This is a genomic window from Colwellia sp. 6M3 (assembly GCF_014077595.1).
In the GTDB taxonomy this organism is placed as follows: domain Bacteria; phylum Pseudomonadota; class Gammaproteobacteria; order Enterobacterales; family Alteromonadaceae; genus Cognaticolwellia.
Window position 1 is genome coordinate 1 of the sequence record NZ_JACGWF010000021.1, and the last position, 12,437, is coordinate 12,437.

Here is a 12,437-nt window from a genome sequence, read left to right on the forward strand (position 1 = left end):
TGTGGTACAACAGCCTCCGACTTCATTCGTATCTGGATTATCAAATTCCTAACGTTTTTGAATCAGTGGGTAGAGAATTAGAAATGGTTGCTTAACTAGGTTGACTGAATTTGGTTGACCACGTCAGTTTCGAGTGGCGCTTTATATAGCTCACAACTAGAAAGTGTGGGTTATCAAACCCGTCATTTTGTTGATGGTTATTCCGCTTTGGTTGCCATTAAAGAAAAAATGCCCAGCGTTATTATTCAAGATGTCTGCTTACCTGATATTAGTGGTTTAGATGTTTTACAATTCGTTAATAAACAAGCATCGCCAGCTAGGGTTATTATTATTACTTCTAACAGCTCTATCGAAATTGCTGTTGATGCCATGCGCTTAGGCGGTTTTGATTTTATCGAAAAACCTTTCACCCGCGAACGTATGCTGACCTCAGTAAATGACGCTGTAAAGCAGCTGATGCTGGAAAGTAACCCAAAAGAAATTGAAGAATCGCCTGAGCCAGCCGACAAAATTAACTTTGTTGGTGAGTCGTTGGCGATGCAAACGGTTTTTCGCTTACTCGATAGCGCATCACGCAGTAAAGCCAGTGTATTTGTGACGGGCGAAAGTGGTACCGGAAAAGAGGTTTGTGCGCAGCAATTACATCAATCGAGTAGTCGCAGAGTAGGCCCACTTATCGCCATTAACTGTGCTGCTATTCCAAAAGACTTATTTGAATCAGAATTTTTTGGCCATGTTAAGGGTTCGTTTAGTGGCGCACTCGCCGACCGTAAAGGTGCAGTTGAAGTCGCAAACGGTGGCACCTTATTTTTAGATGAATTATGTGAAATGGATTTAAACCTACAAGCTAAGCTATTACGCTTCTTGCAAACAGGTACATTTAATCGCGTCGGCAGTAGTGAAGTATTGCAAAGTGATGTACGTGTAGTATGTGCAACCAACAGAAATCCAGCCGAAGAAGTAGGCGAAGGACGTTTTCGCGAAGACTTATATTATCGTTTGAATGTAATTCCAGTACAACTACCTGCGCTTAGAGAGCGCGGTAACGACATACTATTGTTAGCCAATGCCATCCTAGCGGATAAAAGTAGCCAAAATAATAAAGACTTCAAACAGTTTTCAGCAGAAGTACAAAAGTTGTTTTTACAATATGACTGGCCGGGCAATATACGTGAATTACAAAATGTCATAGAGAATATGGTAGTTATTCATACCGGTGAAAGCATCACAACAGATATGTTGCCAGCAACGTTCGGTCAATCAGATGGTGAAATAACTAAATCAACAACAGTCGCGAAAAGATCCACACAACATATTATGGCGGCAGAAAAAATACAGCCTATTCAAGGTAGTTCCGCAGGCATAATACCTATGTGGCTAGTAGAGAAAAATACGATTGAACATGCCATAGAAGCCTGTAGCGGTAACATTCCACTTGCTGCAGCACACTTAGGCGTTAGTGCATCAACGATTTACCGAAAAATGAAAAGTTGGGATGCTAGTAACGTTTAAGACCAATTTTACACACATTTTAAATCATAAGTATTTATGTTGAAACTTCACTAATTTAAAGGTTAATAAAACCGGTTGATGTGGTTTCTTTTATTTAAAGCACTAAGTAATGTCACCTTAGTGCTTGCTCCTTTAATGATATGCAGGTATTTAAGCCATCATAATTACTTCAGCGAGGGGTTAAACTGAGTGTGCTTCGTCAAAATTTTAAAACCTGACTTTGCTTCTTAAAGCGTTTCTGTTTTGGCGTTAAAGTTTTATTAATATGACAAAATAAAATATTAAATTGGCTTATAAAAATGCAGCTAAAACATAAGCTATAGCTGCATTATTAATACTGAGATACAACCCATTAACCGTTAATGTTTGTGAGCTGCTTTAGGACGTTTATCACGTGTTGAAGAATGGGTATGAACAACCTTCCAATCCCCTTCTACTTTACGAAATAAGAAAGTTTGATAGCCTGTTTTATCAAATACCTTACCAGATTTTTTTACTTTTCCTTTGACTGCGCTATCAGCAATAGCCCAAGCAAAATCTTTATCTTTACCTTCAAAAGTAACCTCTATATTGGAAAAATTTAATTCGAGGTATTCCATGGCATCTTTTTCAGGTTCAACATGGTGATTAACTAAGCTGTCTAAACCTGGATTTTGACCGCCAGACTCTATATATCTAGCGCCTTTAAAGTCTAAGTAATTTTCTCTAAAAGGCGTTCCATCACCGTTTTCCCAACCAAATTTAATACCTGAGATAATATCAACAATGGCTTGTTTGCTTTTATCGTTATGATTTTTATCACCGTGAGCATTCACTGAGAAGCTCAAGATAACTATCATCGCTGTTAAAATGTTTTTAATCTTCATATCTACGACTCTTATTTTGTAGGTTGTAATATTTTGCAGAACAACAAAACCCTAAAGTGGCATTACATGTTGCTAATTTGACCAGTGAATATGTACTATCTTCCACTCACCAAGTTGCTTTTCTAGCACTATGGTTTCCATGCCTTCGTAATTAAGCGTTTTGTTTTTGTATGTGCCGCTGGTTTTACTACGTGACATTGAAACCGCACTATTACCCGTAACTTTAACATTATGCTCAAGTAGCTCACTGTTTGTGGCGGCTAGGTATTTCATATCGGATAACATATGATGATGGGCATATTCATCGGCTGAGCGCTCAACTCCTCCACCTTCAAAAATTAGTACGTCATCTGCTAATAATTTTCTCGCGGCTATTTTATCTTGTGCTTTCAATGCCTTATGAAATTGTGTAACTACCTGACCAGGCGCAGACTTAATACCAATAAACATTGGCGATTGCTCTAATGAATTAGGCTTGGCCTCATGCGCAATACTAACACTAGTAAAAAGCACACTTATTACACACACAAGCATCGTAGGTAACTTAACTTTTATCATTATTCTTCCTGTTATTATTTATTATTATTTATTTGTTAGTTAAATCTAATCAATCGCTGTCAGTATTTGATATTGTTCTGGTGTTAAAGTGTATAGCTGATTGATAAAAGCTACCATTGCCCATATGCGCTGATCGTCATGGGTTTTACCCCACGCAGGCATACCAGACGCTTTAATACCATGCTTAATTATCCAAAAATTTCTCCGAGCAGCGTCATCATCGTCACCATGTTCATGACCGACATGTGTTTTACTCGATATGGCCAAGTTAGGCGGCGCAGGATATAAGCCTAGGCTCATATCACTCTCACTCTGACCGGGTTTTAGGTGGCAACTGGCACACATAAATTCATAATCAGTACCGCCGGTTAGTAATAACTCCGGGTCACTTAAATCAGGTACTTTGATATTTTTTGCCGCATTGCGAATAGAGTTTTCTCTGGTTTCTTCTAACAGCCAATAGACAAGATCACTGTGCGGCTCATCAGCGGCGACATTAACAATACCTGAATACATCACAGTAGCGGCTGAGCCGATAGCTAAAACAAAAAGTACCAATAATAATTTAATGATTTTCATACCATTCCCTTCAAGAACTGAGGTTTAAAAAGTCACTTAGCGTCAGGATACTGACATAGACGCTAAGCTACTAAGTAAGTTGACTTAATGATTGTGTTCTTGATCATCTTTCTTCGCAGCATTTGACTCTGTTTGTTTCATTTTGCTGTGGTCCATTTCTTTCATTTTGCTGTGGTCCATTTTTTTCATTTTGCTGTGGTCCATTTCTTCCATTTTATGATCCTCAGCTTTTGACTGTTTCATACATTTTTTCATCATGGCAATGGCTACAGGATTTTTCATGTCCATTTTACTGTGATCCATTTTGCTACAATCCGCCTTTTCTGCTTTTTTTACATGCAGTGAAGGATCATGTGCTGTTGCTGAAAGTGATAAGGCCATTGTTGGTATTAATACTAAAGCTAATTTTGTTAACGTTTTCATGGTTTACTCCTAAATTTATAAAGTTTAATTGGGTTTATGTCTCGATCTCAAAGCAATATTTTCAAAAAATCGATTTATTAATCATCGTTATTTGATGGCTAGCGTCATTTAATTCACCTTTATCATAAAATAAAGTGTCTTAGCTAAAACCAAAATTTAACACCAGTAACAAACTCAGTTTGGTTACTGCGTTCTCCTCTTAATCTGGCATAATCGGCCGTTTGACCGTAAGAATTCTTCCATTCTACTCCTACGTAAGGCGCAAACTGGCGAGTGAACTCATAACGAAGTCGCAAACCAATAGAACTACTAGATAAGCCACTACCAAGTTCATTTTCCTCATCGTCTTTGCCATAGAGGGTGATTTCAGCGCGCGGTTGCACAATCAATTTTTGGGTTAATAGTAGTTCATATTCTGCTTCAAGTGTGAATGCGCTATGTCCCTTTTCGCCCAAATATGCAGTCATATCAAGCTCAAACCAATACGGCGCTAAACCTTGCAGACCTACGGCTAACCATTGGCGATTTTTACCATCTTTAGCGTAATCAGATCGAATACCTACTTGGGCATCCCAATACGCAGAAATAGCATGTCCCCATAATATATCAGTTTGATTTTCCTCAAGCTTACCGTCACTGATGTCACCTTCAGATTTGATCACTAAGCGATTAAAAGTAGTACCGTACCACGCTTGTAAATCAAACACGGCAGCATCAGTTTGTTCGTTATATTCAAATCGATCGCCTAATAAAGCATAAAAGCGATGTTCATCAGCCAATGTTAACCTTTCACCACCTTCTAGAGCATAAGGCCCCTGGGTTAAAGTGGTTCCTGCTGAGTAAGCATGCGGATCCCTAGCATTTTGTGGGGCATCACCACCTTGAGCTTGCATTTCATTACCTGACATTTCAGCCATATTACTTTGTGCAAGCGTGTGTTGACTCGCTAGCGACAAGCCAACGAGAAATACCGTATTTAAGGCGTTAACTAAGATTGTTTTTCTCATGATACAACTACCTCTCTAAACATTCCGGCATCCATGTGGAACAATAGATGACAATGCCAAGCCCAGCGACCTACATCATGTGGTGTGGTTAAAAAGCTAATTCTTTGCGCAGGTTGCACCGGTATAGTATGTCGGCGAACCATTACCTCACCTTGGTCATTTTCCAAGTCGCTCCACATACCATGTAAATGCATAGGATGTGTCATCATGGTATCGTTTTGTAAAATAACGCGTAATCGCTGATTATGTTTCATATGCACAGGCGTACTTTTACCAAACTCTAAGCCATCGAAAGACCAGCTATAACGTTCCATATTACCCGTTAAATGCAACTCTATTTCAGCTTCTGGCTCTTGGTGATCGGCAATGCCGTCAAGTGAACGTAAGTCTGCAAGTGTTAAAACACGACGGCCATTATTGCGTAAGCCAATACCAGGATCGTCTAAGTTTGTCCGCGGCATATCAACTCGCATATCTACCGAGGCGCCATACTCTGTTTTGGCGTGGCGTACTTTATTACTCGGGACAGCCAATGGGTTTCCACCCATGTTATGCATACTATGATCCATAGACATTGCGCTATGATCCATCGTCATACCACCTTGCTTCATAGCGCCCTTATCCATAGCATTTCCTGACATGCCTGCCATACCTGGCATTGAACCATGTTCACCGCCACTAGCCATGTTCCCCATCATATCCGTCATTGTTAACCATTCAACAGGATCGAGTGCTGGCACAGGCGCATCAAGGCTAGGGTCTACTGACAACGTGCCTTTGGCATAACCTGAACGGTCCATACTTTGGGCAAAAATGGTATAAGCATCATTTTTTGGTTCAACAATCACATCGTAAGTTTCACCTGGGCCAAAGCGAAATTCATCAACAGTGACTGGTTCAATATTTTGTCCATCAGCCTGCACGACGGTTAGTTTAAGTTCCGGTATGCGCACATCAAAAAAACTATTACTTGAGCCGTTAATAAATCTTAGTCTTAGCTTTTCACCGTTTTTAAATAGGCCGCGCCAATTTGCCATTGGTGTACTGCCATTCATAAGAAAGGTCATCGTTGATGCGGATAAGTCAGCGAGATCGGTAGGATTCATTCGCATTTTATTCCACATTTCTCGACGTTGTAATGCATTAGCAACACTGGAACTAGCGACATCATCAAAAAACTCGGGCACAGTCGGTTGATTAAAATTGTAGGTATCACCCTGCACTTTTAATTTACGAAATACATCCATTGGATTTTCGTCAGTCCAATCAGATAATTGAATGACATATTCGTTATCGGCACTAATAATATCTTGCTCACGAGGCTCGATAATTAAAGCACCGTACATGCCGGTCATTTCTTGGAAACCACTGTGTGAGTGATACCAATAGGTGCCACTTTGTTGAAGTTTAAATTTATAGACAAAGGTTTCACCCGGCATTATACCTTTGAAGCTTATGCCAGGGACGCCATCCATTTGATACGGTAAAATAATGCCATGCCAGTGAATTGAGCTAGGAACCTTTAAATTATTAGTTACTCTAATAGTGACATCATCGCCTTCTTTAAGGCGTAAGGTTGGAGCAGGTATAGAGCCATTAATTGTTGTCGCTGTACGCACAACACCAGTAAAATTAACCAGTGATTCACCTATCACCAAATCAATAACTTTACCGCTCAATTCTGTTACATTACCTCTATTGCCTGTGGTTAGTGATGAAGCAGCATAAATTATACTAGGGCATGCCGCCAGCACGCCGCCAGCAATTAAACCTTGAACAAACCGTCTTCTTGGCATATGTGTTGGATGTAGTGACTCTTTAACTCTCATTACTTATCCTTTGATATTAGAATATACCTAGAGTATAAGTATTTTGCCTGACATTGACATGACGCGAAGATTACAAAGTTGTAATCTTCGCGTCATGTTATTGTTGTAGTTGATATTGCATAGTGTTATCGAAACCGTGATGAAGGACTTTATTGAAGGAATTATATGCGTTTATTAGTTGTTGAAGACGAAGTTAAAACTGGTGACTACTTAAAGCAAGGCTTAAGTGAGTCAGGCTTTCAGGTATCGTTAGCTCGTAATGGCCTTGATGGTCACCACTTCGCTATGACTGAATTATTTGATGTTATTATCTTAGACGTAATGTTACCCGATGTCTCCGGTTGGCGGATTCTACAATCCCTACGTGAAGCTAATAATGAGACCCCTGTATTATTTTTATCTGCGCGAGATAGTGTCGATGATAGAGTAAAAGGTCTTGAACTAGGTGCTGATGATTACCTGATAAAACCGTTTGCCTTTGCTGAAGTATTAGCCAGAGTACGCACATTGATTCGCCGTGGCGGCACTCAAAAAGTTGCCGATATATTAACAGTGGCTGATTTAGAAATAGATATCCCAAAACGCAAGGTTCAGCGCGCAGGTAAGCGTATTTTATTAAGTAACAAAGAGTTCAACCTTCTTGAATTGTTGCTCCGCCGAGAAGGCGAAGTTTTACCTCGTTCATTAATAGCGTCTCAAGTTTGGGACATGAATTTTGATAGTGACACAAACGTCATCGATGTTGCTATTCGCCGATTAAGAGGAAAAATTGATGATGAGTTTGGAGTGAAACTTATTCATACTGTTCGGGGTATGGGTTATAAATTAGAGGCTGAATTTAATGAAAGCTAATTTCAGGACTCGGTCAATTACCTTTAGAGTTGTATTGTTTGTTGCCATTACCGCTGTATTTAGCCTTTCTGTTATCGGTACACTTATCTATAGCTCTATTGATCACCACTTTATTCAGCAAGATATTGGCGAACTTAAGGTGATTAATCATTCAATTGAAACAACATTATCACAACAGCACAATGCCAAAGTGCCACTAGCTAACGCTTTATCAAAAGCCGTGGCTGGTCATCACGGTGTTTATTTTCAAGTGAACAGCCAGGCAGGTGAATTAATATATAGCAACTCCCCCAGAGACTTTAGCCAGTTGAACATCCCCTTGCCAACAACCCTTGGTTTTAATAGCGAAAATATTACCAAACACAGTATTGGCAAGTTTGTTTATAGGGTGTTAGTCACTAATTATAGTAATCAGCAAGCCAACTACAAAATCACCGCGGCTATTGATATGAGTTTTCATATGCAATTTCTCAGTCACTTTAAACAAAGTTTATGGATTATTATGCTCTGTTCAGGGCTAATGGTTTTACTAGCTGCTTGGTTTGCTGTTTATCAGGGATTAAACCCTTTACGGGGTCTGAGTAGAAAAATGCAAGATATCCAAAGCGATAACTTTGAAATTAGATTAGATGAAGACAAAGTACCCACTGAATTAATTAATATGGTGCGCTCTTTTAATTTAATGCTTGATAGATTACAAAATGAATTTTTACGTTTATCAAATTTCTCCACCGATATCGCTCACGAACTCAGAACACCTTTAACAAACATTATTACACAAAGTCAGGTTGGACTATCAAGACCAAGAAAACTAGAAGAGTATCAGGAATTATTATTTTCTAACTTAGAAGAGCTAGATAGATTAACCAAGATGGTCAGCGATATGCTTTGGCTGGCAAAAACACAAAATGGCCTGATCAAACCTGAGCAGCAGATATTAAATAGCGATACCGAAATAGCGGCATTGTTTGAGTATTTTGATGCCCTAGCTGAAGAAGAAAATATCACTTTTATAAAACGAGGTGAAAATTTAACTTTCTATTGCGACAAATTACATTTTCGCCAATTAATATCTAACTTGTTATCAAATGCCATGCGTTATACCGCCAAAGGCTTAGCGGTCACGGTGAGCATGACTAAAACAACCAATGGACAAGCTTGTATATCAGTAATAAATCCTGGAGAAAAGATACCTGCTGAGCATATACCTTATTTATTTGACCGTTTTTATCGACCTGATAAGTCAAGAACGCGACACAGTGATGGAGCGGGATTAGGCTTAGCTATTGTTAAAGCATTAGTAGAAACTAATGCGGGTAAAATCGACGTCACTTCAAATGATGAAACAACATGTTTTAACATTTTTCTCAAACTAGCAAAGTAGCAAAGTAGCGGGTTATGACTCCCTTTGTACTGCGTTTTAGGCCAGTAATTTCGTAAATGATCTTTTTTCTTTAAAAAACTAGGTAACAAAAAGCCACTTAAAATATAAGTGGCTTAGTTTATTTAACTAACTAGCGCCAATGCTTACGCTGGTTAGCGCTTAAAGCCTTTTAACAAGCTTATAAAACTTGGATTATTTGCTCTTTCGCTAAACGCGACTTAGGTAACTTAGCGTTATAATCTTCAGAGTCATCGTGGTAACCAAGCACTAATGCGACGTCGCAGATGTAACCGTCTAATTCTTTTTCAAAAACTTCACCAATTAGCTCAGCATCTACGCCTTCCATTGGGGTCGAATCAATACCTAAACGTGCTGCTGCATGCATTGTGTTACCTAAAGCAATGTAGGTTTGCGCTTTAGTCCATGTTGCATTGTTGCCTTGCTCATCTGTATTCATATCAACAAAAGCAAAAGCGCCAAACGCTTGCTCACGGTTCTCTGCTTGAGTGCGACCATTTTTAATATCGGCATCAATGACTTTTGCGTAATCTTCGCGAGTGTATTTAGGGTTGTAAGCAAATAAAATAACGTGCGACGCTGTTTTAATATGTGGTTGATTAAACTGAAATTTATTAGCAAAGGTATTATGCATACGTTCTTTAGCTTCATCAGATTCAATAACAATAAACTTCCAAGGTTGTGAGTTAATTGATGAAGGAGAAAGGCGCATAGCTTGAAAAACTACGTTTAGATCATCTTGAGGAATACGCTTGGTGGTATAGCGCTTAGTAGTATAACGTTTTTCTAAATCACTAATAATTGGGTGAGTCGTGTTTTGTTGAGTCATGGGTTTCTCCGTTAGGTGGCTTGTTTTGCCGATGTTTACTATGTTGAGCCGTTTTATTAAAAACAAAGCCTGTATAACAATTAATTACTTATTTGTTGAGCCATTGGCGAGTGGCTTCATCTATTACCTGTCGCTCTTTGCTCACTTTATAATCAAGCGCGGCAATTATATCGTTCGAGAAATGTAGCTTATCAAGTCTCTCTAGTTACGCTTGACTAAAAAGTGCCTGTTTATCTTCACGTAACAATAAAACCGCTCTATCAACGCTACCGAGTAAACCTTTAGGGTCTGCAAGTTCACGTATCTTATTATCATGTAAAAATTGAGGCTTTCAAAGTAGTGATTAAAAGCCTTCAAGTACAATTTTACCGATAGATGTACCCGCTTCGAGCTCTTCGTGAGCAATGCGCAAATTAGCCGCATTAATCGTACCTAAATTTTTACCTATAGTCGTTTGAACGTAGCCTTGGTCAATTAAATCAGCAACATGATTTAATAACTTACTTTGTTCTATTAAATCTTTAGCGTTAAACATTGAACGAGCAAACATAAATTCCCAATGAAGCGATAAGCTTTTCATTTTTAATTTGCTAACATCTAATGACTCAGGATCGTCAATCATCGCAATTTTACCAAATGGTGTTAGTACTTCGGTATATGCTTCAAAGTAAGTATCAGTACTGTGCAGGCTAGCCACATGTGTTACTGAGCCAATGTTTAGCGCTTCAATTTGTGCTGGTAATGGTTTGGTGTGATCAACCACATGATCAGCGCCTAGTTTTTTAACCCATGCTTGCGAGCTTTCGCGTGATGCTGTTGCAATCACAGTTGCGCCAGTAATTGCTTTAGCTAATTGAATAAAGATAGAACCAACGCCGCCAGCTGCACCCGTAACCAAAATAACTTCGTCTGATTTTGTTTTTGAATCAGGCGCTTGTTTTACAATGTTTAAATGCTCAAATAATAATTCGTATGCTGTTATTGCTGTCAGTGGTAATGCTGCAGCTTCGGCATTGTTTAAGCTTTGCGGCTTAAAACCGACAATGCGCTCATCCACTAATTGAAATTCTGCGTTACTGCCTGAACGAGTAATATCACCGGCATAATAAACGGCATCACCAGGTTTAAAGCTTGTTACAGCATCACCTGTTGCAACAACTTCACCAACAGCATCCCAGCCAATTACTTTTACCTCGCCATCGGCTGGTGGCATAAATAAACGTACTTTGTAATCTGCCGGGTTAACGGCAATGGCTTTAACTTTTATCAGTAAATCACGACCGGTAGCAATTGGTTGTGGTAGCTCCACATCAATTAGCGACTCAGGGTTTGAAACAGGAAGAGATTTTTTATAACCGATGGCTTTCATCATTATGTATCCTAAATAAATTGTGTAAGTGATAGCTTTCTAGCTGATGGAGTTAGTTTACGTTTTACACTCATTTAGATAAGCCACCTAATCATTGAAACATTATCAAAAAATAATTGATAATCTAGGTGTTGATTTATGCTTTAATACTAATAGTGAGTATATTTTTAGCTATTAGCTTCAATTAGATTTAACCAAAGTGGATTTATAAAAATGTTATTAGAAGACCTACAGGTAATATTAAAAGTAGCTGAGTTTAAGAGTATTACCGCCGCTGCTTCAAATCTGGATATGCGAACGGCCACTGCCAGTGCAGCAGTTAAAAGGGTAGAAAAATCGCTTGGACTTGAACTTTTTATTCGTACCACCCGCCATTTGCGTTTGTCAGCTGCGGGGGAGCGCTACATTCCTCAATGCCAGCAAGCACTTGCTATGCTCGATCAAGCAAAGCAAACAATGAAAAGCGACGATGATATTATTGACGGTGAGCTACGCATTGCAATGTCGTCAGACTTAGGACGTAATGTTGTTATTCCATGGCTTGATGAATTTATGCAAACTCACACCAAATTAAGCTTACGCGCTAATGTTAGTGATAGTAAAATCGATTTCTACCGCGACTCGGTAGATATAGCACTGCGCTACGGTAAACCTAATGATGCCAGTATGTATGGGTTTAAAATTTGTAATGTACCACGCGTTTTATGCGCAACTCAGGGGTATTTAGATCAGCATGGCACACCAAGTCACCCACACGATTTGGCGGCTCACAAAGGTTTGTTTTATCAGCTCCATGACATCATAAAAGATGTATGGGAATTTAGTGGTGAAGACAGCGAATTTAAAGTCAAAATGAATGGTGGACACGCAACTAACGATGGTGACCTAGTCAGGCGTTGGTGCTTGTCTGGTAAAGGCCTTGCTGTAAAATCGTGCTTAGATATGTCAAACGATTTACTCGCGGGTAATGTTGTCAGTGTTATGCCAAATTTTACGCCGACACAAACAGAACTTTGGCTTGTATGCCCAAGCAGGCAGTCGATTACTCCTGCTGTACGTTTACTTCGCGACGCATTTAGAGAAAAAAGCACTGCTATTTTAAAGGCACTTATTGCTCGAGGAATAATTGATAAAAGCGTTCTGAGTTAATTAAAGAGAGACTTATCAATAAAACAGCTTTTCCATTGCCGGAATATTCAGTTACTCTTATC

12 protein-coding genes are annotated in these 12,437 nt (G+C 39.2%); 4 read left to right on the plus strand and 8 right to left on the minus strand.

Translation table 11 applies throughout. From position 1 onward, the window contains the following. Nucleotides 1-114: 114 nt before the first annotated feature. Nucleotides 115-1,512 carry a sigma-54 dependent transcriptional regulator gene (locus H4J50_RS06570; protein ID WP_220466119.1) on the plus strand — a complete coding sequence of 466 codons (1,398 nt, stop codon included), beginning with the start codon at nucleotides 115-117 and terminating at the stop codon, nucleotides 1,510-1,512. 359 nt (nucleotides 1,513-1,871) lie between these two features. Here H4J50_RS06570 and H4J50_RS06575 read toward each other — a convergent pair whose 3' ends face one another. The 6 genes from H4J50_RS06575 to H4J50_RS06600 form a co-directional block, all read right to left on the minus strand. Further along, a complete protein-coding gene (locus H4J50_RS06575) occupies nucleotides 1,872-2,378 on the minus strand; it encodes a nuclear transport factor 2 family protein (protein ID WP_182255226.1) in 507 nt (168 codons plus the stop codon). A 72-nt stretch (nucleotides 2,379-2,450) separates the two neighbouring features. Next, nucleotides 2,451-2,936 (minus strand): nuclear transport factor 2 family protein, encoded by a 486-nt coding sequence (locus H4J50_RS06580; RefSeq protein WP_259366185.1) that lies wholly within the window; start codon nucleotides 2,934-2,936, stop codon nucleotides 2,451-2,453. 45 nt (nucleotides 2,937-2,981) lie between these two features. Then, entirely contained in the window at nucleotides 2,982-3,515 is a 534-nt protein-coding gene (locus H4J50_RS06585; protein ID WP_182255228.1) for a cytochrome c, read from the minus strand. Between the two features lie 84 nt (nucleotides 3,516-3,599). Beyond that, complete coding sequence (locus H4J50_RS06590) at nucleotides 3,600-3,938, minus strand: hypothetical protein (protein WP_182255230.1); 339 nt, start codon at nucleotides 3,936-3,938, stop codon at nucleotides 3,600-3,602. 143 nt (nucleotides 3,939-4,081) lie between these two features. After that, the gene (locus H4J50_RS06595; protein WP_182255232.1) at nucleotides 4,082-4,945 is read right to left on the minus strand and encodes a copper resistance protein B; all 864 of its coding nucleotides are present in this window, start codon (nucleotides 4,943-4,945) and stop codon (nucleotides 4,082-4,084) included. Further along, nucleotides 4,942-6,774: a copper resistance system multicopper oxidase gene (locus H4J50_RS06600; RefSeq protein ID WP_182255234.1), complete on the minus strand. Its 1,833-nt coding sequence runs from the start codon at nucleotides 6,772-6,774 to the stop codon at nucleotides 4,942-4,944. The genes H4J50_RS06595 and H4J50_RS06600 overlap by 4 nt, the downstream gene beginning before the upstream one ends. 165 nt (nucleotides 6,775-6,939) lie before the next feature. Between H4J50_RS06600 and H4J50_RS06605 the strand changes: the two genes are divergently transcribed. Then, on the plus strand, nucleotides 6,940-7,626 hold the full coding sequence (locus H4J50_RS06605) for a heavy metal response regulator transcription factor (RefSeq protein WP_182255236.1): 687 nt from the start codon (nucleotides 6,940-6,942) through the stop codon (nucleotides 7,624-7,626). Then, a complete protein-coding gene (locus tag H4J50_RS06610) occupies nucleotides 7,616-9,010 on the plus strand; it encodes a heavy metal sensor histidine kinase (RefSeq protein WP_182255238.1) in 1,395 nt (464 codons plus the stop codon). Before H4J50_RS06605 ends, H4J50_RS06610 begins: the two co-directional genes overlap by 11 nt. Before the next feature lie 178 nt (nucleotides 9,011-9,188). Here the strand turns inward: H4J50_RS06610 and H4J50_RS06615 are convergent, their stop codons facing one another. Next, nucleotides 9,189-9,857 carry a nitroreductase family protein gene (locus tag H4J50_RS06615; RefSeq protein WP_182255240.1) on the minus strand — a complete coding sequence of 223 codons (669 nt, stop codon included), beginning with the start codon at nucleotides 9,855-9,857 and terminating at the stop codon, nucleotides 9,189-9,191. A 343-nt stretch (nucleotides 9,858-10,200) separates the two neighbouring features. Then, nucleotides 10,201-11,226, minus strand: a complete 1,026-nt coding sequence (locus H4J50_RS06620; RefSeq protein WP_108457715.1) for a zinc-binding alcohol dehydrogenase family protein — start codon at nucleotides 11,224-11,226, stop codon at nucleotides 10,201-10,203. Between the two features lie 213 nt (nucleotides 11,227-11,439). On the opposite strand from H4J50_RS06620, the gene H4J50_RS06625 reads away from it, so the two are divergent. Further along, on the plus strand, nucleotides 11,440-12,375 hold the full coding sequence (locus tag H4J50_RS06625) for a LysR family transcriptional regulator (protein ID WP_182255242.1): 936 nt from the start codon (nucleotides 11,440-11,442) through the stop codon (nucleotides 12,373-12,375). The last annotated feature ends 62 nt before the right edge of the window (nucleotides 12,376-12,437 follow it).

What these genes read in the sequence shown, in the direction of transcription:
- H4J50_RS06575 (WP_182255226.1), bottom strand. Translation starts at nt 2,378, where the DNA reads ATGAAGATTAAAAACATTTTAACAGCGATGATAGTTATCTTGAGCTTC.
- H4J50_RS06580 (WP_259366185.1), bottom strand. Translation starts at nt 2,936, where the DNA reads ATGATAAAAGTTAAGTTACCTACGATGCTTGTGTGTGTAATAAGTGTG.
- H4J50_RS06585 (WP_182255228.1), bottom strand. Translation starts at nt 3,515, where the DNA reads ATGAAAATCATTAAATTATTATTGGTACTTTTTGTTTTAGCTATCGGC.
- H4J50_RS06590 (WP_182255230.1), bottom strand. Translation starts at nt 3,938, where the DNA reads ATGAAAACGTTAACAAAATTAGCTTTAGTATTAATACCAACAATGGCC.
- H4J50_RS06595 (WP_182255232.1), bottom strand. Translation starts at nt 4,945, where the DNA reads ATGAGAAAAACAATCTTAGTTAACGCCTTAAATACGGTATTTCTCGTT.
- H4J50_RS06600 (WP_182255234.1), bottom strand. Translation starts at nt 6,774, where the DNA reads ATGAGAGTTAAAGAGTCACTACATCCAACACATATGCCAAGAAGACGG.
- H4J50_RS06605 (WP_182255236.1), top strand. Translation starts at nt 6,940, where the DNA reads ATGCGTTTATTAGTTGTTGAAGACGAAGTTAAAACTGGTGACTACTTA.
- H4J50_RS06610 (WP_182255238.1), top strand. Translation starts at nt 7,616, where the DNA reads ATGAAAGCTAATTTCAGGACTCGGTCAATTACCTTTAGAGTTGTATTG.
- H4J50_RS06615 (WP_182255240.1), bottom strand. Translation starts at nt 9,857, where the DNA reads ATGACTCAACAAAACACGACTCACCCAATTATTAGTGATTTAGAAAAA.
- H4J50_RS06620 (WP_108457715.1), bottom strand. Translation starts at nt 11,226, where the DNA reads ATGAAAGCCATCGGTTATAAAAAATCTCTTCCTGTTTCAAACCCTGAG.
- H4J50_RS06625 (WP_182255242.1), top strand. Translation starts at nt 11,440, where the DNA reads ATGTTATTAGAAGACCTACAGGTAATATTAAAAGTAGCTGAGTTTAAG.